Source organism: Streptomyces sp. NPDC045287 (assembly GCF_056432325.1).
Genome location: NZ_JBWKJG010000010.1, coordinates 186,092 through 207,661 on the forward strand (window position 1 = coordinate 186,092; position 21,570 = coordinate 207,661).

The following is a 21,570-nucleotide window of genomic DNA, read 5'->3' on the forward strand; positions in this document are numbered from 1 at the left end:
AGCCCCGGCTCCGGAGGCCGTCGGCCTTTCCGGCGTTTCCCCAGGTCAAAGGGCTTCCTGGCGGGGCGTTAAGGGATCGGTCCCAGGTATGTCCCAGGGGGGTGAATTGACCCAAATCGGTGTTCTGAGAGAATCGTCCACTCTCGTGAGGCGGGGGGCATCCCTGGAAATAATCCCAGCACTGACGGCGTTCCCGCTCGGCAATCGCGAGAGTGGGGGTGTCTGGCTCTGAAGCTGTTCGATACGACGAACGGCGTGACCGAGGTCACGCCGCGTCTGGCCGAGGCCGAGGCTGATGTGCAGGCGCTCGTCGAGAGCGCGATGGAGCCGATGCTCGGCGTCCGCTACCTGGCGACCGAGTACAGCACCGGCCCCGTCCATGGCGGGCGCATCGATTCGCTCGGGCTGGATGAGAACCGTTCTCCGGTGATCGTCGAGTACAAGCGGGCGACCGACCCCGGTGTCCTGTCGCAGGGCCTGTACTACATGGCGTGGCTGATGGACCACCGGGACGAGTTCCAGGCACTGGTTCGCGAGCGCCTCGGGGTGACCGCGGCCTCGGCGGTGCTGTGGAGCGCTCCACGGCTGATCTGCATCGCCGGCGACTTCACGCGGTACGACCTGCACGCGGTGCGCGAACATCGCCGGTCGATCGATCTTGTGCGGTACCGGCTGTTCGGCGAGCACCACATCGCGCTGGAGACGGTCGCCTCGGTCGCTGCCCAGGGCAGGTCGGCCCCCCAGCGCGCCGGTACTGGCGGCGGGCAACGGCAGGTGCCCCGTCGGCAGGCCGACGCCATGACGGAGTTGGCGGCGGTCGTCGACGAGGTCCTGCGTGGGCTGGGCGAGGACGTGACGAAGGTGCCGCGCAAGCAGTACGACGCGTACCAGCGGCTGCGGAACTTCGCCTGCGTCACCGGACGGCAGGACAAGCTCCTCGTCTACCTCAAGGCCGCGCCTGCGAACGTCGACCTCGTGGAGGGCTTCACCCGGGACGTGACAGGGCTGGGGCACCACGGCACGGGGGACCTGGAGGTCCAGCTGCGCTCGGAGAAGGACGTGGAGCGGGCGCTGGAGCTGTTCCGGCTGTCGTACGCGGCGGCGTAGCGGTCGGCAGGGCGTGGATGTCGCGGTCGGAGGTGCCTTTCGACGAAGGATCGGGGAAGTGGCGGTGGTGTCGTCCATCCTCCGCATGGATCCCCGGTTTCGGAAACCGGGGATCCTCGCCTATATTCCGCCCGCGCGGGCGCCGGGCGGCTCACCAGCCTGAGGGCTTGGTGGGGCCGAGGGTGCGGGTGACGGTGATCTCGATGACGACCCGGTTGGGGTTGACCCGCGGGGTCTTGTACCGCTCGGTGTACCGGCGCTCGGCGTCGGCGACGGAGGCGGGGTCGTCCTTGATGACCGCGGTGCCTTCGAGGATGGGCCACCGCCGGCCCTCCGCCTGACTGACGGCGACGCGGGCTTCAGTGCCGGCGGCCAGGGCGGCGCGGATGTTGCGGACCTTCTTGTTGCCGCCGTCGGTGATGACGCGGGCGATCCGTGTCTCGGGGTCGTACGTGACGCCGACAGGAGTGGTGCGAGGGGAACCGTCGGGCCGAAGGGTGGTCAGGAAGCAGGTTCTGCGCTCCTACCAGAACGTGTCCCCGTCGGTGGGCAGGGCGTCGGTGTCCAACGGACGGTCTCCTCGGTGCGAGCGGCTTCGGCACGATGGCCCGGGCGCCGGAACGGCGCCGGGCCGCTTCGACCGTAACGCGGAGCGGCCCCAGCCCCGGCGCCGGGTTCCCTCCGTGTGAGAGCGGGGAGGATCAGGCCCCGGTGTCGCCGGGCTTCGAGGGCGTGCGCCGGTGCCGGCCCCGTCCCTCGCCGAGGGCCGGCCGGTCCCACTCCGGCGGTCGAGCAGGCTCCGGCGGAGGCGGATACAGCAGAGCCTGTGCTTTGGCCAAATTCGCCACGATCGCGAGCGACACCCAGGCCAGGCCCGTCGTACTCCTCGATCGCGCGGGGTGCCGACGGAGCGAGGTGGCTGCTCCCGAAGCGGGCCATCGGCCACAGGAAGGGCGCGACGGCGCCCTCTCCGTTCCGCGAGACGCTCCTCGCGGCGCCGCTCCTACTTGGCCAGCGGGTCCTCGGGGTCGCTCTATCGGCTTCTGTGACCAAGCGGGCCGGGCAGGGGCGAGCATGTCGATGTTCGACATCATTGAGAAGGCGAAGGACGCCGTGAGCGTGGTCGCGCTCTACTCGGTGGTGGAGCTGATCGAGCGGGGGTCGAAGCCGCGCACGGTGCGGTAGTAACCGACGAAGCTCGGGTGACCGGGGCCGGGACCTCGGGGAGGGTCTCTGGAAGCGCCCGGTCGGTCGGCCCTGGTCCAGCGGCTGACAGAGCCGGGGGGATTTCGTTTCGGGTTATATCGTACGGCGTGGTCCTGTCCCGGAGACGGCGGTAGGCGACTGGGGCGAACCGGTCTCGGGCACCGGGCGATGAGTGGTGTCTTCTTTTCCGCGGCGTGTCCGGGTGGCGGTCGGGTTCGTGGCTGTACCAGCCGCATGGGCCGCACAGTTGCTGTGCAGCCCACGGGGTTGGGTGTTGTGCGGGTCAGATGCTGATGGCGCCGGTGGTGAGGGCGAAGGCGATGTAGGCGAGGGAGACGAGGATTCCCCAGCGCAGGGCGTGCCGCTGGAAGTCGCCGAGCTCTGCCTTGACGAGGCCGAGGAGGACCCAGAGGGGCGCGCTGGTGGGACCCATCATGTGGAGGATCTGGCCGATGGCGCCGGCGCGGGCGATCTCGTTGGGGCTGATGCCGTAGTGGGAGGCGGACTCGGCGAGGACCGGGACGACGCCGAACCAGTAGGCGTCGTTGGACATGAAGAAGCCGAGCGGCAGGGCGAGGACGGCGGTGACCAGCGGGATGAGGTTGCCCATGCCGTCGGGGACGACGGCGAGGGCGGCGTTCGCCATGGCCTTGATCATGCCGGAGTCGGTCATGATGCCGGTGAAGACGCCGGCGGCGAGGACGAGGATGACGACGGGGACGGCGTTGGCGGCCTGCCGCTTGATGAGTTCCTGCTGGTCGGCGATGACGCGGATGTTGACGAGGAGCGCGATGACGAAGCCGACCATGAACAGGACGAGGAGGTCGGCGACCTCCAGGACGAGCAGGACCATGAGGACGGCGGTGAGGGCGGCGTTGAACCACATGCGCCAGTCGGCCTTGACGGGCTCGAAGGCGTTGCCGGAGACGATCTCCAGCTTGTAGGCGTTGAGCTTCTCGTTGTCGATCTTGCGGCGTTCGCGCAGGCCGAGCCAGTAGGCGACGGCGATGATGGCCAGGCTGGTGAGGGCCATGGGGCCGATCATGTGGACGAAGTACTCGGTGGCGCTCAGGTGCAGGACGCTGATGCCGCGGGTGGCGGCGCCGCCCCAGGGGGTGGTGCCGGAGACGGTGCCGAGCGCCATGGCGGCGAGGGTGGCGAGGATGAGCGGGTTCATGCCCAGGCGCCGGTAGATCGGCAGGAACGCCGAGCAGACGATCATGTAGCTGGTGGTGCCGTCGCCGTCGAGCGCGATGCAGATGGAGAGCACGGCGGTGCCGACGACGATGCGGACCGGGTCGCCCTTGGTGGCTCGGATGATGGCCTGGCAGACGGGATCGAAGAGCTTCATCTCCATCATCAGGCCGAAGTAGAGGACGGCGAACAGCAGCAGGGCGGCGGTGGGGGCGACCGTTTCGAGGCCGCTCATGATCATGTCGCCGAGCTGGGTTCCTTTGCCGGCTATGAGGGCGGCGGCGATTGGCGTGAGCATGATGGCGGTGAAGGCGGAGAGGTACTTCCGCATCACCAGCAGCATGAAGCTGGCCAGGGTGGCGAAGCCGAGGGCGGCGAGCATCGTTGCTCCTTGGGACAGGGCTTTGGGGGCCGCCGGCGTGGGGGCGGCCCGGTGCGGCGCGGGGTGGGGCGTGTCAGGTCGGGAAGTGACCAGGCAGGCACGCCGCGGTTCTCGGCTCGCGCTTCTGGTCGGTCATCGTACGTGCGGCTCCTGTACGGCTGGGGCTCGGTGTGCACGGGCAGGCGGGCTTGACCTGGTGTGATGCATCAGGGGGCGGGCCTGGCGTGGCCGGAATCACCAGCGGGACGTACCGGGGGTGGACGGCTCTTCGGAACCGGACAACCGGTTTACCGGATTGCCGGTAGGTAACTAGAATCCAGCCATCACGTCAATACCGAGAAGAGGATTTCGATGGCCGAACTCGCCAGGATCACGGTCGAGCCGCGTGAACCGATGGCCTCGGAGGTCTCCCGCCGACTGATCGACTACCTGATGTCCGGCGAGGTGCAGCCCGGCGACCGCATCCCCTCGGAACGGCAGCTGACCGAGATGCTCGGCGTGAACCGGCCGACCGTGCGCGAGGCGATCAAGTCACTGGGCTTCCTGGGCCTGCTGGAGATCCGCCAGTCCAGTGGGACCTACTTCCGCGGCGCCGACTCCGACGTGCTCTACCGGCTCTTCGAGCTGGGCCTGGTCCTGGGCGAGCGGGGCGCGCGGGACATGGTCCAGGCGCGCGCCGAGCTGGAGGTCGTCGTCGCCGGCCTTGCCGCCGAAGCCCGCGACGAGGCGGGCGTGGAGCTGCTGCGTACCCGCCTCGCGGCCATGCGGGACTGTTCCGATGAGGAGTTCCCCGAGGCGGACACGGCCTTCCATGCCGCGCTCGGCGAGATGGCCGGCAACGCGGTGCTGCGGGACATGCTCAAGGGTATGCGGGCGATGATCCAGCGCGGCTGGGTCGAGCGCACTGGCGCCGTGCGGTCCCGTGAGGTCGCCTACGCCGACCACGTCCCGATCTTCGAGGCCGTCGCGAAGGGCGACTCGGAAGCGGCCCGTGCCGCCATGGCCCGGCACATGGGCGGTGCCTCGCGCCGTCTGATGGAAGCCCTCGAACAGCGCGAGTCCTGATCCGGCCCCGGCCGCCGGGGCTTTCCTGGCGGTCCGGGGTGATCCGCATCCTCAACCGGTTGACCGGTTGACCGGTTGGTCCTACAGTGGCGGCGCGGCAACGCAACATCCCGCTGCCCAGCCCACCCCCGAGGCCCATCCGTCCTGCTGGCGAAGGCCGTCCCCGCCCCCGGACACGGAGCGGGCGCGGGGGGCCGGGGCCCCTGCCGGCCCCGTTACCGGAAAAGGAATGAACCCCGGTGATCGAACCCCGACCCCTGGTCGCCATGATCCACGCCGTGCCGGCCGGAGCCCGCATCGCGCAGGAGGCGTTCGCCCGAGAGTTTCCCCAGGCCACCGTCTGGAACGTCCTCGACGACCGTCTCCTGGACGACGCACGCGACGCCGGCGGCCTCACCGACGCCCTCAGACGCCGCATGCTCCGCCTGATCGAGCACACCATGGACGGCGGAGCGCAGGGCCTGCTGCTGACCTGCTCCTCCTACGGCGAGGTCGTCGACACCGCCCGCGCCCTGTGGCCGGCACCGGTACTCAAGTCCGACGAGGCCATGTTCAAGGCCGCGCTCGCCGGCCCCTACGAGCGCATCGCCGTCGTCGCCTCCACGCCGCCGGCCGTCCCGGCCGCCCTCGCCCAGCTCGAAGCCCTCATCCCCGCCGTGCGGCCGGGCCGCCCGGTCGAGATCGTCACCGCCCTGAGCGAGGCCGCCGCGGCCGAGCGCGACCCGGCCGCCACCGCCGGGCACCTCGCCGGGGCCCTGCGGGCCTCCGGCGGCACCGACGCCGACGTGGTGCTGCTCGCCCAGTACTCCCTGTCCCCGGCCCGCGACCACCTGGCCGCACAGATCGGGCTGCCCGTCCTCGACGGCGCCGGAGCCGCCGCCCGCGAGCTGCGCGACCTCCTGACCGCCACCCCGGCCCCGGCCCGTACAGGCGGCACGCCGTGACCCGCCGGCTGCCCTGGCCGCTCGCCTACACCGTCTCCGCCGACGACTGCACGGCACCGATGCCGCTGGGCTACGCCGCCCCGCTTTCCGAAGCCGTGCGCGATCTGGCCGAACTCGGCTACGACGGCGTCGAGGTCCAGGTCCGCGACAGCACCGCCCGCGACGCCGACGGTCTGGTCCGCACCGTCGAGGCCGGCGGGATGAAGGTCTACGGGATCGGCACCGGCCCCATCGCCGCGCAGGACGGGCTGACGCTCACCGACCCGGCACCGGACGTACGCCGCCACGCCCTCGACCGGCTGCTCGGCGCCGCCCGCCTGGCCGGCGCGATCGGCGTGCCGATCACGCTCGGACAAACCCGTGGCACCTTCCTGCCCGGCCTGGAGGATCTCCAGCGGACCTGGGCCGAGCAGGCCGTCGCACGGCTTGCCGAGGAGGCCGCCGCCAACGGCACACGGCTTCTGATCGAACCCCAGTCCCGCGCCAACACCTCGCTGTGGCACACCCCCCAGCAGGCCCTCGACGTGATCGACTCCCTCGCGATCCTGGCCGGACTCGTCCTGGACACCCACCACCTGGAGGCCGAGGGAACCGACCCGCTCCAGGCCGTCACCGAGCACGCGCCGCTCACCGGCGCCGTGCAGCTCGCGAGTCCGCTCACCCGCGGCCCGCTTCAGGTCGGCGACCACCGCATCGTCCCCCTGCTCCAGGCCCTCGCGGCGAGCGGGTTCACCGGCTGGCTGACGCTGGAACACACCCAGGACGGCGACAGCCGCAAGGCCGCCGCCCGGTCCTGGACCGCGCTCACCGACGCCGCCACCCACCTGACCTGACCGCCGCCCGCGAAGACCCTCACCTTCCCGTTTTGAAAGGAACCCCCCCCATGAGCACCACCACCTACCGCCTTGGCGTCCTCCAGGGCGACGGTATCGGCCCCGAGATCGTCCCCTCCTCCGTGGAGATCGCCACCGCCGCGGCCCAGGCCGCCGGCGCCTCCATCGACTGGGTCACCCTCCCGCTCGGCGCCGAGGCGATCACCAGCCACGGCAACCCCGTCCCCGACGAGACCAAGGCCGCCCTGGCCGATCTGGACGGCTGGTACCTCGGCCCGCACGACTCCGTCAGCTACCCCGAGCCGCACAAGTCCGCGCTCAACCCCTCGGGCACCCTGCGCAAGCACTTCCAGCTCTTCGCCAACATCCGCCCCGCCAAGTCCTTCCCCGGCGCCAAGGCCGTGTGCGACAACGCCGACCTGGTCATCGTCCGCGAGAACACCGAAGGCTTCTACGCCGACCGCAACACCTTCGCCGGCACCGGCGAGTTCATGCCCACCCCCGACACCGCGATCATGCTGGGCATCATCACCCGCGAGGCCACCGAGCGCGTCGCCCGCGTCGCCTTCGACCTGGCCCGCTCCCGCCGCAAGAAGCTCACCATCGTCCACAAGGCCAACGTCCTCAAGCTCACCACCGGCCTGTTCCGCACCGTGTGCCAGGAAGTCGCCCAGGACTACCCCGACGTCCAGGTCGACGACTTCCACATCGACGCCATGACCGTCCACCTGGTCCGCCGCGCCCAGGACTTCGACGTCATCGTCACCGAGAACATGTTCGGCGACATCCTCTCCGACCTCGCCGGCGAGATCTCCGGCTCGCTGGGCACCGCGCCGTCCATCAACGCCTCCGCCACCACCGCCATGGCCCAGGCGTCCCACGGCTCCGCCCCCGACATCGCCGGTCGCGACATCGCCAACCCCGTGGCCATGATCCTGTCCGGCGCCATGCTCTTCCAGTGGCTCGGCGCCAAGCACGGCGACGACGCGCTCATCAACACCGCGCAGGTCATCGAGCAGGCCGTTGCCGACACCATCGCCGCAGGCACCTCCACCCGCGACCTCGGCGGCACCGCCTCCACCACCGAGTTCACCGCCGCCGTCATCAAGGCCATCGGCTCCCGCCAGAACTGACCCCGCAGACCGTCCGGGACGGGAAGCCCCGACCCTTCCCGTCCCGGACCCTGCCTCCGCTCCACCGCACGCCCAAGGAGAAGCCCGACCATGACCCTGCGCATCGGCTGCATAGCCGACGACTTCACCGGCGGCACCGACGTCGCCGCCGCCTTCCGGCGGGCCGGCCTGCGCACTGCCCTGGTCTTCGGCACCCCGGACGCGGCCACCACCCTCCCGCCGAACTGCGACGCCGCCGTCGTCGCCCTCAAGTCCCGCTCCACCCCGGCCGCCGAAGCCGTCGCCGACTCCACCACCGCCCAGAACTGGCTCTGGGCCCAGGGCGCCGCACAGATCTACTTCAAGTACTGCTCCACCTTCGACTCCACCCCGCACGGCAACATCGGCCCCGTCACCGACGCCCTCCTGGACGCCGCGGGCGCCACCGTCACCCTGCACACCCCGGCCTCCCCCGCCAACGGCCGCACCGTCTACCAGGGTCACCTCTTCGTCCACGACCAGCTGCTGTCCGACTCGCCGCTGCGCCACCATCCGCTCAACCCCATGACGGACCCCTCCCTGCTCCGTCTTCTCACCCCTCAGACCACCCACCCGGTCGCGCTCGTCGACTGGGCGACCGTCCGCTCGGGCCCCGCCGCCGTCCGCGACGCCCTGCTCACCCACCAGCGCAACGGCGTCCGTCACGTCATCGCCGACGCACTCACCGACGACGACCTCGCCGTCCTCGGTGCCGCCGCCCTCGAACTCCCCGTCGTCGCCGGTGCCGCCGGACTCGCCGAAGGGCTCGGCCACGCCTACCACGCCACCGGCGCCGCCACCCCCGTCCCCCTGCCTGTCGGCGGACGCGCTGCGGTCCTGGCCGGCAGCTGCTCGGCCCGCACGCTGGAACAGATCGCCCAGTTCTACGCCGCCGGTCTGCCCTCCCTCCACCTCGACGTCCTCGCCGCCGCCACCGGCCGCGACGTCGTCACCGATGCCCTCACCTGGTACGACGCACAGGACCCCGCCGCCCCCGTCCTGATCTACGCCTCCGCTTCCCCTGAGGAGCTCGCCGCCGTCCAGGCCCAGCTTGGCGTCGCCGAAGCAGCCGCCCAGGTCGAGGAACTTCTCGGCACTCTCGCCGTCCACCTCGTCGACCGCGGCGTCAGCCGCCTCCTCGTAGCCGGCGGCGAGACCTCCGGAGCCGTCACCACCGCCCTAGGCGTCCGCGCGGTCCTCGTCGGGGACGAAGCCGACCCCGGCGTTCCCTGGACCACCGCCGACACGAAGAACGGCCCGCTCGCCCTCATGCTCAAGTCCGGCAACTTCGGCGCCCCGGACCTGTTCACCCGCGCCCTCGCCACCCCGGCGGGCGACCGGTGAGCGCCTACGAAGACGAGCAGGTCGCCCGCGAACTCATCGTCCGCACTGCCCGCTCCTTGTTCACCCGCGGGCTCACCCACGGCTCCACCGGCAACCTCTCCGTACGCCTCGCCGACGGCACCCTGCTGCTGACCCCCACCGGTTCCAGCCTCGGCACCCTCACCGAGACCGGCCTGTCCCGCACCGACGTCCACGGCCGCCACCTCGACGGCCCGCGCCCCACCAAGGAAGCCTTCCTGCACGCCGCGTTCTACCGCGCCCGCCCCGCCGCCCACGCGGTCGTACACCTGCACTCCACCTACGCAGCCGCCGTCTCCTGCCTCGCCGTACCCGACACAGGCGACGTCCTGCCGCCGCTGACCGCGTACTACGCCATGCGCGTCGGCCGCCTGCCCCTCCTGCCCTACCACGCCCCCGGCGACCCCGCCCTCGAACCGCTCGCCGAGCACACCGCGCGCACCCACCACGCCGTCCTGCTCGCCAACCACGGCCCGATCGTCGCCGGAACCTCCCTCGAACAGGCCGCCGACGCCATCGAGGAACTCGAAGAGACCGCCAAACTCCACCTCCTGCTCCAGGGGCACACCACCCGCCCCCTCACCCCCGAGCAGGCTGCCGCGCTCGCACCCCCAACCGCTTGACGGCCGGAAGAGGAAACGCGAGCGCGGCAGCCCTTCTTCTCCACGAGAGGCCACCCGTGCCCGGACCCATCACACCCGTCCCCACCGCCGACTTGGTCGACCAGCACGGCACCGACCTGCGCGTCTGCGACCTGCAATTCCGCCAGTTCGGCGGCCACCGCAGCTTCGCCGGCCCCGTCCGCACCGTCACCTGCCACGAGGACAACGGCCTGCTCCGCGACCTCCTGCGCACCCCCGGCAACGGCCACGTCCTCGTCGTCGACGGCCGCGGCTCCCTGCGCACCGCCCTCGTCGGCGACCTCATCGCCGGCGCCGCCCACGAAAACGGCTGGGCCGGCCTCGTCCTGCACGGCGCCGTCCGCGACAGCGCCACCCTCGCCGGACTCCCGCTCGGCATCAAAGCCCTCGGCACCACACCCCGCAAGAGCGCCAAGGACTCCACCGGAGCCATCGACCTCCCCGTCACCTTCGGCGGCATCACCATCCACGCCGGCGACATCCTGCACGCCGACGACGACGGCATCGCCCTCCTGCCCACCCCCGCCTGACCACCGACCACCCCACCGAGATAAGGCAACACGTGGTTCTGAAAACCTTCGGCTGGTCATTCGCGATCACCGCACTCGGCCTGGTCGCCGCGGTTTTTTATGGGGGGTGGGAGGCGTTCGGGATCGTCGCGATCCTCTGCATCCTCGAGATCTCGCTCTCTTTCGACAATGCGGTGGTCAACGCGGGCATCCTGAAGAAGATGAATGCCTTCTGGCAGAAGATCTTCCTCACCATCGGCATTCTGATCGCCGTCTTCGGAATGCGACTGGTCTTCCCCGTCGTGATCGTCGCGGTGAGCGCCAAGATCGGCCCGATCGAGGCCGTCGACCTGGCGTTCAACGACGCCGACCGCTACCAGGAGCTCGTCACCGACGCGCATCCGTCGATCGCCGCCTTCGGTGGCATGTTCCTTCTGATGATCTTCCTCGACTTCATCTTCGGGGACCGTGACATCAACTGGCTCGGCTGGCTGGAGCGCCCGCTGGCCAAGCTCGGCAAGGTCGACATGCTGTCGGTCTGTATCGCCCTGATCGTCCTGCTCGTCGCCTCGATGACCGTCGCGACCCAGGCCCACCAGCACGGCGGCATGCACGTCGACAAGACGCAGACGGTGCTGATCTCCGGCATCGCCGGCCTCATCACGTACCTGGTCGTCGGCGGTCTCTCCGGCTTCTTCGAGGGCAAGCTCGAAGAGGAGGAGCGCGAGCACGAGGCCGAGGAAGAGGCCAGGCGCAGCGGCAAGAAGGTCTCCGCGATCCAGCTGGCCGGCAAGGCCGCCTTCTTCATGTTCCTGTACCTGGAGGTCCTCGACGCCTCCTTCTCCTTCGACGGGGTCATCGGCGCCTTCGCCGTCACCAACGACATCGTCCTGATGGCGCTCGGCCTCGGCGTCGGCGCCATGTACGTCCGGTCTCTCACGGTCTACCTGGTCAAGCAGGGCACCCTGGACGACTACGTCTACCTGGAGCACGGCGCCCACTACGCCATCGGCGCCCTCGCCGTCCTCCTCCTCGTCACCATCCGGTACGAGATCAACGAGGTCATCACCGGCCTCATCGGCGTCGTCCTGATCGCCTGGTCCTTCTGGTCCTCCGTCCGCCGCAACCGCGCGCTGGCGGCCGCCGAAGGCTGACCCGGGCTGCCCAGGCGACAGGCCTGCCCCAAAACCACCGCAGTCCCGTGTGAACACCGGGCCTGGCGGTCACGAAGCTGGTGCGTAGTGCACGCTGATGTTCCGCGAGTCTGGCGCCTACCTTCAGCGCGTCGGCCTCGTGGAGGCATCCCTCGTTCGCCTTGCGCCTTCCGTCCTCCGGAATGCCGTCAGACATTCCGGAGGACGGGCGAGGGTGACAACGGTAGAGCGCCGGTTCCCTCTGGACGTCTGCGGCGAGGGCGGCACAGGGCGACAGCATTTACTGTGTTGACGAGTCAGTGTAGTTTTGGGTGGCGGCAGTGCGACCGGAAACTGACGGGACCGACGGGTGCCAGTGAAGTCCATCATCCCGGGCGGGCTTTTGCCCGACCCGAGCCTTCCCGTCAGCCGTCGCCGACTGTCAGGAGGCTGCGTGGCGGTCAGGCACACTGGCCACTACCCCGTAGGGCGAAGACGTAAGAGAGATCATGGGACGCACAGCAGGGCGAGGGGCCGAAGACACGAAGCGGTTGCTCCTGGATGCCGCGAGGGATGTCGTCGTGGCGCAGGGAGCCCGGGCGACCCTTGACGACGTCGCCGCCGCAGCAGGGGTGACTCGCGGAGCGGTGATCTATCACTACAGCTCGAAGAACGCGCTGTGGGTCGCACTGGCCCGCGATGTACTCGAGCAGTTCCGGCGGACGGTGCAGGAGCTCCTTGAGGACGGCCAGGCGCCTGGACGCCTGGCAAGGGCCTTCATTCGCGCGTCACTGGAAGGGGATGCGATCGAGGCTGTCGGCGAGCGGCTCTTCCTTTTGGCTGCTCTTGCTGTCACCCCCGGCGTGTCCGAGATCGTGGCCGAAGACGGGTACCGCTGGAAGGCCGAAATGGCTGAGGACGGGATTTCCGTCGGGGCGCGGACCGTCATTCTCAACGCTGTCGACGGTGCCGGCCTGATGGCCGGGTGGGGGCTGAAGTACGACCGTGCCGAGCTCGTCGCCTTGCGAGCGGAGCTGGAGCGCCTCACCACCCCGGGTTCCTAGTGCTCCTGCGACATGGGCAGGCATCCGTGTGCTGCTCCCTCTTGTGGCTGGCCTGCTGTCGCGAGTCCGTGCGGGCAGACCGGCCGATGCGACGCGTGCCCCCTTCGCTGACTGGAGCTGCCGAGGCAAGAGAGGGGGCGCGTCAGCGACGACGGAGGCTCCGCTGGAACCTTCCCGTTCAGCGCGACGCCGCTCCGTGAAGGTTCTCGGCAGGGCGCCGTGGTTTTGGCATCCAGGTCCCCGGCCCTCGCAGCCTTCACGGGCATAGCTGTCGACCGCAGCCGGTCGGCGACCGGCCGCACTGGCGGATTCCCGTTTTCGGCAGTACACCCAGCGCGCCGAGACTGCTGGGCGCTGCTCTGCGAGCTGCGTACGGCACATCGAGCCGCGGCGGGCTGTCGCGTTCGAGGAACCGCCTGCCGCAGCCCAATTCTGCCCTGCCCGTTGAGTCCATGCGCTCCCAGACGCGGACCCGCCCGCTGGCGGGCCGCCTTGACGCGCCGGGAAGCCCTCCTGGACGTCGTGCACAGATCCGGTCTCCAGGGGCAGCACGTGCCCTTCGCGCTCGGCTACGCGTGCCCCGGTCTCGACTGCATGGCCAGGTCCGGCCTGATCACCCGATGCCCCGAGCAGTCATGGCGGGCGAACTCAATCCGGCATCAACGACGCGCCCCCGGCTGGTCCGAGGGGGCTGTGTCGCCGACCGGGCCTCATGAAGAGGCCGATCACCGCGTCTGCTCTTCCCCTTGATGGCCGCCCGCGGCGATCGCTCCCGCGCGGAGCCCCACCCGCTTGAAACTGCACTGACGTGTCAGTACAGTATTGGTGATGGGACAAGCGGCTGATCAGTCGCGAGGAACGGAGCGCAATCATGAACACTCCCCCCACCCGCCAAGTCGACGTCGTCATCGTCGGTGCCGGGCTCGCAGGACTCACGGCCGCGGACCAGCTCTCCCGAGCCGGGTACGACGTCGTCGTCGTCGAGGGCCGTGACCGCGTCGGCGGACGGATCCATACGGTCGAGGTCGCGGGCGTCCCCGTCGATGCCGGAGCGACCTGGGTCGCACCGCATCACGCGGCGGTACGCGATCTCGTGAGCCGGTTTGGCTGCGAGTTCGTGCCCCAGTTCCACCAGGGCAAGGGAGTCATGTCCTTCGGGGGCAAGCGCAAGATCGAGAGCGCCACTTCCATGGCACCCTGGGGAATGCTCGACATCACGCGGATCCTGAACGACCTGCAGAAGATGGTCGACGACCTTCCCGTCTCGGCTCCCTGGAAGCACCCCCAGGCCGCGCAGCTCGATTCGATGTCGCTCGGCGAATGGCTCACCGCGAAGCATGCCCTGAAGGACACCCGGAAATTCCTGACCATGTTCAGCCTGGTGCAGTGGGGTGCGCCCGTCAGCGACGTGTCGCTCTTCAACGCCCTGCGCTACATCAAGAACCTGGGCGGTATCGAGTTCATGCTCACCGTCGAGGGCGGCGACCAGCAGGACCGAGTGCTGGGAACGACGCACTCGCTGGTCAGCAAGCTCGCCGACACGCTGGAAGACCGGGTGATCGTCAACTCCCCGGTCGAGCGCATCACCACGGTCGGCGACCGCGTGACGGTCGAGACCAGCAGGCACGCCATCGAAGCCCGGTACGTCATCGTGACGGCGTCCCCCACCCACCGTTCGACGATCAAGTTCACGCCCGCACTCCCGCAGCGTCATTACGGACTCTCCCGCAGCTGGCGGCTTGGCGCGCTCAGCAAGGCCTTCGTCGCTTACGACCGCCCCTTCTGGAGGAGCGAAGGGCTGTCAGGGGAGGGGATGTCCGACAATGAGACCGTCTTCCTCACCTTCGACGTCAGTCCCAGCGCCGATGGCCCCGGCATCCTCATGGTGTTCTGCGACGCACGCGGTTTCGACGCGTACGACGAGGACGAGCGCCGTCGCCGTGTCGTCAAGCACCTCGTCCACATGTTCGGGGAGCGTGCGCGGCACGCGGTCGACTACACCGACTTCTCCTGGGGCAACGACGTCTTCGCTGCGGGCGGGCCCAACCCGGCAGTCGGACCGAAGGCATGGACGACCTTCGGCCCGTACCTGCGCGAGCCGGTCGGCCTGGTGCACTGGGCCGGCAGCGAGACAGCCGACGAGACCTCGGGCAGCATGAACGGCGCGATGCTGTCCGGCCAGCGTGCAGCAAGCGAGGTGGCGGCCCGCCTCGAAGCAGGGCAGTAGCGACACCCACCCGCATCGGTCCTCAACGGCGGGACCTGGCCTTCGACCATACGCACGGCGCCGGGTACGGCCCCGCAGGCCTGGTTCCACACGGCAGCTCTTCGAACAGGGCGGTGGCTGGAGACAGCCACCGCCTGGTCGGCCATATACCCAGCCTGCTCGCTCAGCACGCTCCGGCGTGGCAGCCACGCCCCCAAAAGCCGCCCACGTGCCCGGCGTTTCGTCTCGGCTCCGCGCCCACGTCCACCAAGCCGGCCCAGGCGCCGCACCCGCCGTGCCCCTCCCACAGCGACCCCGCAGTCACGAATCTGCACGCACGAGGAGACACTCCTTGAACACCCACACACCCCGAGCCCTTATCGTCGGCATGGGCATCGGTGGCCTCGCCACCGCCATGCGCCTCAATGAGATCGGCTGGGAGCCCGTCATCGTCGAGCGCGCGCCCGCACGCCGTGCCGCCGGCTACTTCATCGGCCTCTTCGAGACCGGCCGCGCCACCGCACAGCGCATGGGCGTCCTCGACGCCATCGGCAACCGCACCGACCCCACCAGCGTCACCTACGACGTGGAACGCGACGGACGCCGGCGCCCCGGCATGGGGTACGGCGACCTGCCCGGAGGCCCTCGCCTGATCCTGCGCGGCGACATCGAGACCGCCCTCTACAACACCGTCGCCCCCCGCACCGAAATCCGCTACGGCACCACACCCACGGCCTTCGACGAACACTCCACGGGAGTCGACGTCACCTTGCGCACCACCGGTGAGGACGCCTCGGAGACCACCGAGCACTTCGACCTCGTGGTCGGCGCCGACGGCCTGCGCTCGACCGTCCGCCGCCTCGTGTTCGGCCCCGACAGCCGGTTCATGCGCCCGCTGCACCACATCGTCGCAGCCACCACCATGAAGGAACCCGTCCCCGGCTACCGGCCCCAGGACGGCATCGTCCTCGCCGAACCCGGACGCTCCGTGTGGACCTTCCCCTTCACCGACCACCATCCCGGCCTGCTGTTCAACTACCGCACCGACGACGAGGACGCCCAGTTCCGCCGCCCGCCCATCGAGTCTCTGCGCGCCGCCTTCGGACCCGAGCCCACCGGCCCCGTCCTCGGCCACCTGCTCCGGCAGTTCGAGCAGGCCGACGACTACATCTTCGACTCCGCCCACCAGATCGAAATGGACACCTGGCACACCGACCGGATCGTCCTGCTCGGCGACGCCGCCTGGTGCCTGACCCTGTACTCCGGCATGGGCGCCTCCACCGCAATGGCCGGCGCCGACCTGCTGGGCACCCTGCTCCAGCGCAACCCCGGCAACACCCCCCGCGCCCTGCGCGAATGGGACCAGAAACTGCGCCCCTTCATGGCACTCCAACAGAAGTCCGCCCGCACCGAGGGCCTGCCGACATTCGTCCCCCAGACCCGCAAGGACAAAATCGTACGCACCGCCATGCAGAAGGTGCTGACCAACCGCGTCGGCAAGAAGGTCATGACGGCCATGATGGACAAGGCGTTCAAGGAGATGTCCATCGACATCGCCGCCGTCTGACAGCCCCTACCACGAGACCGCGGGCTTCGCCGCCATGAAGGCGATCGAGGTCGCCGGCCGCGACGCCTTCGGGCTCGATAAGCTCCCTCGTCGACGTCGCGCTGATGTCACGAACAGAAGTCAGACTTCGCTTCGTTCGCCGGAGCCAAGAGTAGTTCCACGAACCCCACCAGTCATCGCACCGTTGGCTTCGAGGAGCCGATCGAAACGGCTCAGGTCGTCCAGTTGGACAATCTGTTGCTGTGCCAGGTCGACCGATTTCGGGTCAGGAATTTCCGAGAAAGCCCGCCTGGTAGTAGCGGCCCCTTACTGGGCCCGCTGTGGCTTTCCGGTCCTGGGGTGCATTCTCGGGTCAGCCTCCGGCTCGTGAGGTCGATCATCACTACGCGAACCAGGGCCTCAGAGCAGTGGGATGGGCGTCTTGGTCTGGGGGTTGAGTCAGCCGGTTGGGTCGACCGGGCGAGGACTCGCCCTCGTTCAAGTCCCGTTCCGCGCAGAGGTGTCCACCGCCGTGTGCACCTTGCGGTGCTTCAAGCCGTTCGCTTTCACGTGTGACCCTTTGGGCCATACCTCCATTCCGGTCAAGGTCCCGGTTCCGATAGGTTGGACTCTATGAATGCGGAGAATGATAAGCAGGGGAAAGTCGCCGTGACGGTGACCGCTGATTCCGCTTTGGGGGACGAGGGGGTGGCGGAGCGAAAACTGGGCTCGCGGGCCCCCGGGTTCATCCGGAAGTCAAGTTTGCTCCGCCTGGGCTGGCAGGTCGGAATCTTCGTCGTTGGCCTCGCCGTAATTGGGGCTGGTGTCGCGATGCTGGTGCTGCCCGGCCCGGGCTGGCTGGTGATCTTCGGTGGCATGGCCATCTGGGCGACCGAGTTCGCCTGGGCGCAGATTGTCCTACGCTGGAGCCGGCGTAAGGTCACCGAAACCGCCCAGCGCGCACTCGATCCTAAGGTGCGGCGGCGCAATATGATTCTCACCACGGCGGGGCTCATGATCGTCACGGCGCTGGCAGGAATCTACCTCTGGAAGTTCGGCATAGTTGTACCGTGGAAAATCAAGCAGTGATTCAGTAAGGGTCCGGCGGTGCCGCTGGCAAGGGAGAGTGTCTATTTTTCGTCTAATCACCTGGTTTCGAAGTCGCGAGTTGTGAGGTGAGGCGTCTTCCGTTGCCGGTTGCGGTGCTCGACTTCGGTGAGACACGCAGCAGGTCTGAGGTGGGGTAACTAAGACTTGTCCCGTAAAGGATCACAGAGGAAGGCGTCGCAGCCGGTTGTCGACCGGCTGCAGAGTCAGTCGAGGTCGGTCGCCCATGCTGCCAGCGTGGCGAAGTCGTCGATGATAAGGCCGCGTCGTGGGTCGATCCGGTGCAGTAGGGCGGGGCCGTCGTGGTGTTCCTTCACCCAGGTACGGTCTGCCTCTGTGATTTCGTCGTCGACCCAGGCGAACGCACGGCCCTTCACCCAGGCGACGATCTCGGGCGTCTTCCGGAACACACCGCCCCTGGGCTCGGGCCGCGGCGAGGGCCAGGGGATGGAGGGCAGTTCGGGCAGTCCCAAGACTGGCGCGACGAAGATGTTGGCTTCTTCCTCCCACGTTGTCGCCCACACCAGGTCGAAGGGAAGTGCGTCCAGTGCCGGGCCGTGACCCGGGTTGAGCTAGACCCGCAGCGGCTTCACGGGCTTGTGCGGCAGCCCCCATTCAGTCAGCCGGCGCCGCTCGGCGGCCTCCGACCGAGGGTCAGCAGGCGGTACGTCTGATAGCCCTCGGGCCGACGGTGCGGCTTCGCGGCATACGGGTTCAGCGGTCCGTCCACTTCCACCAGCAGCACTGGGTGCACCAGCTCATCCCCTTGGTTCTGCGTGCGTGGAACCGTACCGGCCGGTGACGAGGGCGCCCAACAGAATTCTGGCAACTGATCTTCGCAATCCTGGGCTCCGGGGTAGTGGGACGACCTTGACGTGGCTGGTGCGTTTACGGCGTCGCAGCCGTCCTGGATAGGCCCGGTCACGGGGCTGAGCCAGCGCTGCTTCGGCAAGTTCGTGCGTCGGCCGGATCGGCGGCACCCTGGAGGGCACGGTCGGCCAGCCACAACACGAACGGGCGCACTGCGGCGCCTGCGGCCTTCCGGGCCGGGCTCAAGATGTACTGGACGCCTACGGAAACCCCCCTCGCCTAGCCGGTTAGCAGGGTGTCCGCGGCTCGTTCCCCTTCGAAGGCGACCTTCCTTTGTTGATCCCAGTCCTGATTGTGATCACCGCCGTGATGGCCGGCTGGTCTCTCCTCGCGGGGCGGCTGGAGCGACTGCACGTACGGGCATCGCTGGTGCTGGTGCTCGCAGGCGTGGCCACCGGCTTGTTCACACACAGCGAGATCGCCGTCGCACTGAATTCCAAGATCGCCCAGCACGTGGCCGAGATCATCCTGGCGGTGCTGCTGTTCGTGGACGCCACCGAGCTGCGGGGCGGGCGGCTGTTCGGCCGAGACCCGGGCTCCGCCGCCCGCCTGCTGCTGGTGGCCCTGCCGCTCAGCCTCGGCGCGACAGTCCTGCTGGGCGGCCTGCTGCTGCCCGAGCTGCCGGGCGCGGTGCTGCTGCTGATCGCCTGCGTCGTCATCCCCACCGACTTCGCTCCGGCCGAAAGTCTTGTCCGCGACCGGCGGATCCCGGCGCGGGTGCGCAACGTGCTCAACGTGGAGAGCGGGTACAACGACGGCATCGTCTCACCGATCTTCCTGTTCGCGCTGGTGCTCGCCGGGTCCACGACCGAGAAGCGCATACCGTTGCAGGCACTGGCCACCACCGTGCCGTTCGCGGTCAAGGCCCTCGTCATCGGGACCCTGGTCGGCGCGCTACTCGCCTGGTTGATGAACCTCGCCCAGCGTGCGAACTTCATGACCGGCCAGTCCCGGCGGATCATCGGGCTGGTCATCCCGCTGCTGACCTACACCTCGACGGTCGCGGTACACGGCAACGGCTTCGTCGCCGCGTTCGTGGCCGGTGTCGCCTTCCGCTACGTCCGGCAGGCCCGCCAGCGCCACGGCGGCGCGGCACCGGCCGGCTCCGACCTCCAGCTGGTCGAGGACACCAGTGCCCTGATGACCATGGTCATGTGGTTCTTCTTCGGCAACGCGGTGGTGCTCACCTTCGTCGTCGGCCTCGACTGGTCGGTCCTGCTGCTGTGCGCGGCCGCGCTCACCGTGCTGCGGATCGTGCCGGTCCTCCTGGCCCTGCTCGGCTCCCGGCTCGGTTGGCGCGACCGGCTGCTGGTCGGCGCGCTCGGACCACGCGGCACCACCTCGATCGTGTTCGGCCTGCTCGCCTTCAACACCATCCCGGACGGACCGGGCGCCAACAGCGCGCTGGAAGCTACGGTTCTCGTTGTACTCGGCAGCCTTCTGCTACACGGCGGCGGGTCGATGGCCATCCCCCGCCTGCTGCGCGCCAAGCCGCGACAGCGCACAGTCCTCACTCCCGGTACCGAGCCCGCGGCAAAGACCACCCCCCATCACGCCTCTTCCAGCGCTGGCGAAGCGGTGGCGCCCGGGGCCGCCGAGCCCGTAGCCGGAACGGCCGAGGACGGCGGCCGGGCCACCCGTCGCCCGGCGGCCGACCCGCCCCACGAGTGAGGCCGCCTGGTCGCCGGCCTTCCCCGTGACGGGCACCGCCACTCGCTCCCGTTCGGGACGCGGGGGATCAGCTGGGGTTCCAGCTTGAGGTGGTGTGGATCCACCTGGGCCAGCTCGTAGTCGACGCGGCGGTGAACGCGGCCTGCTGGTGCGAGACCGATCATGCCCCCCATGACATCGACGCCCTGAGAGTCGTGGTCGGCGAGCTCGTAACCGGAGAATTCCGTGCCGGCGCTGAGCCTCTGGCCGGCTGGCTTGGCGATCCTCACGACGCCGACCACTGGCGTGCCCAAGCGCGACTGTCTGCCTGACGGATCCGCTGAGGAATCCGTCGGGCGCTTCATGCCTTCAGCGATGCGTGCACCGGCAGATGGGTGAAGCCGCGGACGACTCCTGTCGGCCGACGGACTGCCGGCCCTGCGGGACGCAGGTGTGGCATTCGGTTTGCCAGAGCTCGTAGAGCGATCTCAGCTGTCAAACGGGCCCATGAGGTGGCGAGCGTCATGTCGCCGTCAGCGGCGAGGTGACTGGGCTCGGCCCGACGGGTGAGATCGAAGCGGTCAGGGGCGTGAAACCGGGCAGGGTCGCGTTGGGCAGCGGCGAGCATGACGAGCAGTCCGCTGCCCGGTGGAACAGTGTGGCCTGCCACCTGCACACGTTCGCCGGCGACACGGAGGGCGAATTGGCGGGGAGGATCAAAGCGCAGGGTCTCTTCGATCGCCTCACCTGCAAGCTGCGGCGCCGTCCGGAGCGTCTGCCATTGCTCCTGGTGGGCGCCAAGTGCAGCAACCGCGTTACTGATCAAACAGACTGCTGTATCCAAACCGGAGACGGCCAACGTCGCGCACACTCCGTCGACTTCTACGAGAGTCAGCTGCCCCGTGGTAGCGCCTGGCATCCCTGGCGTACCCGGGTTCGCTCCCTCCTGGGGATCCTGCCGGTGAATGTGATCAAGCAGGCGGGGTACGTCGTCCCTCGTCTGGTTGCCGTGGCGCGGAACGCTCAGTCTGCTGATCAGGTCGTCACCCGGACTTTGCTGTCGTTCGAGTTCCAGCCGGATGACCAGAGCGGCCAGGTCCTCCTTCGCGTCGTACAGTGCTTCGGCTTCGGCGCTGGAGGGCGCAGTGTGGAGTGGTCGCCCCAAGGTGTGGCAGATCTGTGTGAAGCGAGCCGAGTGGGCTGCTGGAACGCCAAGCAGCTCGCCGAGGCAGGCAACGGCCAGTGGGAAGGCGAAGTGGTCGACGACGTCCAGAAAGCCGGCCTCGGCGCGGCGGCGAAGCAGGCCGTGGGCGACGGCTTCGATTCGAGGCAGCGACGGGTGAAGTACCGGCCGCAGCAGGGGAGAGGCGACTGCCTGGGCCTGATCGGAGGCAGTCGCCCGGATTCCGGGGAGGTCGCCGACGAGAGCCGCCGCCTGCAGAATGGGCGCACGTTCGATGAGGTGAGCGGATGCCTCCGGCGCCTGGAGGTGCGGGTTGTGGAGAACTTCACTGCAGGCGTCGTACGACATGACAGCCCTCAGCCCTGTGCGACTGTGGTGGATGGGCCCGTGAGCGCGCATGTGCTCGTACAGCGCGTA

The 21,570-nt window shown here is 69.2% G+C and carries 17 protein-coding genes and 2 pseudogenes; 14 read left to right on the forward strand and 5 right to left on the reverse strand.

Features of this window, described 5'->3' with window-relative positions; genetic code table 11:
• Nucleotides 1-255 precede the first annotated feature (255 nt).
• Nucleotides 256-1,107: a DUF5655 domain-containing protein gene (locus AC07D6_RS18580; RefSeq protein WP_479045554.1), complete on the forward strand. Its 852-nt coding sequence runs from the start codon at nt 256-258 to the stop codon at nt 1,105-1,107.
• A gap of 151 nt (nt 1,108-1,258) precedes the next feature.
• Here AC07D6_RS18580 and AC07D6_RS18585 read toward each other — a convergent pair.
• From AC07D6_RS18585 to AC07D6_RS18595, 3 genes and pseudogenes are all read right to left on the reverse strand, one after another.
• Nucleotides 1,259-1,630: pseudogene (locus AC07D6_RS18585) on the reverse strand (TIGR03618 family F420-dependent PPOX class oxidoreductase); the annotation flags it as partial.
• A gap of 178 nt (nt 1,631-1,808) precedes the next feature.
• Complete coding sequence (locus AC07D6_RS18590) at nt 1,809-2,201, reverse strand: DUF6087 family protein (RefSeq protein ID WP_479045556.1); 393 nt, start codon at nt 2,199-2,201, stop codon at nt 1,809-1,811.
• A gap of 395 nt (nt 2,202-2,596) precedes the next feature.
• On the reverse strand, nt 2,597-3,889 hold the full coding sequence (locus AC07D6_RS18595; protein ID WP_479045558.1) for a CitMHS family transporter: 1,293 nt from the start codon (nt 3,887-3,889) through the stop codon (nt 2,597-2,599).
• 351 nt (nt 3,890-4,240) lie between these two features.
• On the opposite strand from AC07D6_RS18595, the gene AC07D6_RS18600 reads away from it, so the two are divergent.
• From AC07D6_RS18600 to AC07D6_RS18655, 12 genes are all read left to right on the forward strand, one after another.
• Nucleotides 4,241-4,954, forward strand: coding sequence for a FadR/GntR family transcriptional regulator (locus AC07D6_RS18600; RefSeq protein ID WP_479045560.1), 714 nt, complete (start codon nt 4,241-4,243; stop codon nt 4,952-4,954).
• Nucleotides 4,955-5,193: 239 nt separating this feature from the next.
• Nucleotides 5,194-5,898, forward strand: coding sequence for an aspartate/glutamate racemase family protein (locus AC07D6_RS18605; RefSeq protein ID WP_479045563.1), 705 nt, complete (start codon nt 5,194-5,196; stop codon nt 5,896-5,898).
• Nucleotides 5,895-6,731 (forward strand): sugar phosphate isomerase/epimerase family protein, encoded by an 837-nt coding sequence (locus AC07D6_RS18610; protein ID WP_479045566.1) that lies wholly within the window; start codon nt 5,895-5,897, stop codon nt 6,729-6,731. Before AC07D6_RS18605 ends, AC07D6_RS18610 begins: the two co-directional genes overlap by 4 nt.
• Nucleotides 6,732-6,781: 50 nt before the next feature.
• Entirely contained in the window at nt 6,782-7,864 is a 1,083-nt protein-coding gene (locus tag AC07D6_RS18615) for an isocitrate/isopropylmalate dehydrogenase family protein (RefSeq protein ID WP_479045568.1), read from the forward strand.
• Nucleotides 7,865-7,954: 90 nt separating this feature from the next.
• Nucleotides 7,955-9,226 carry a 3-oxo-tetronate kinase gene (gene otnK / locus AC07D6_RS18620; RefSeq protein WP_479045571.1) on the forward strand — a complete coding sequence of 424 codons (1,272 nt, stop codon included), beginning with the start codon at nt 7,955-7,957 and terminating at the stop codon, nt 9,224-9,226.
• Nucleotides 9,223-9,867 carry a 3-oxo-tetronate 4-phosphate decarboxylase gene (gene otnC, locus AC07D6_RS18625; RefSeq protein ID WP_479045573.1) on the forward strand — a complete coding sequence of 215 codons (645 nt, stop codon included), beginning with the start codon at nt 9,223-9,225 and terminating at the stop codon, nt 9,865-9,867. The genes otnK and otnC overlap by 4 nt, the downstream gene beginning before the upstream one ends.
• A 56-nt stretch (nt 9,868-9,923) precedes the next feature.
• A complete protein-coding gene (gene rraA / locus AC07D6_RS18630; protein ID WP_479045575.1) occupies nt 9,924-10,415 on the forward strand; it encodes a ribonuclease E activity regulator RraA in 492 nt (163 codons plus the stop codon).
• Between the two features lie 32 nt (nt 10,416-10,447).
• Entirely contained in the window at nt 10,448-11,548 is a 1,101-nt protein-coding gene (locus AC07D6_RS18635; RefSeq protein WP_479045577.1) for a DUF475 domain-containing protein, read from the forward strand.
• 488 nt (nt 11,549-12,036) lie between these two features.
• Entirely contained in the window at nt 12,037-12,591 is a 555-nt protein-coding gene (locus AC07D6_RS18640; RefSeq protein WP_479045579.1) for a TetR/AcrR family transcriptional regulator, read from the forward strand.
• An 871-nt stretch (nt 12,592-13,462) separates the two neighbouring features.
• On the forward strand, nt 13,463-14,818 hold the full coding sequence (locus AC07D6_RS18645) for a flavin monoamine oxidase family protein (RefSeq protein WP_479045582.1): 1,356 nt from the start codon (nt 13,463-13,465) through the stop codon (nt 14,816-14,818).
• A 331-nt stretch (nt 14,819-15,149) separates the two neighbouring features.
• Nucleotides 15,150-16,364 carry an FAD-dependent monooxygenase gene (locus AC07D6_RS18650; protein WP_479045584.1) on the forward strand — a complete coding sequence of 405 codons (1,215 nt, stop codon included), beginning with the start codon at nt 15,150-15,152 and terminating at the stop codon, nt 16,362-16,364.
• A 612-nt stretch (nt 16,365-16,976) separates the two neighbouring features.
• Nucleotides 16,977-17,432 (forward strand): TIGR02611 family protein, encoded by a 456-nt coding sequence (locus AC07D6_RS18655; RefSeq protein ID WP_479045587.1) that lies wholly within the window; start codon nt 16,977-16,979, stop codon nt 17,430-17,432.
• 224 nt (nt 17,433-17,656) lie between these two features.
• Here AC07D6_RS18655 and AC07D6_RS18660 read toward each other — a convergent pair.
• Nucleotides 17,657-18,207 (reverse strand): annotated as a pseudogene (locus AC07D6_RS18660) (hypothetical protein).
• A gap of 389 nt (nt 18,208-18,596) precedes the next feature.
• Between AC07D6_RS18660 and AC07D6_RS18665 the strand changes: the two are divergent.
• Nucleotides 18,597-19,991, forward strand: coding sequence for a cation:proton antiporter domain-containing protein (locus AC07D6_RS18665; protein ID WP_479045589.1), 1,395 nt, complete (start codon nt 18,597-18,599; stop codon nt 19,989-19,991).
• A gap of 340 nt (nt 19,992-20,331) precedes the next feature.
• Here AC07D6_RS18665 and AC07D6_RS18670 read toward each other — a convergent pair whose 3' ends face one another.
• On the reverse strand, nt 20,332-21,501 hold the full coding sequence (locus AC07D6_RS18670; RefSeq protein WP_479045591.1) for a cytochrome P450: 1,170 nt from the start codon (nt 21,499-21,501) through the stop codon (nt 20,332-20,334).
• Nucleotides 21,502-21,570 lie beyond the last annotated feature (69 nt).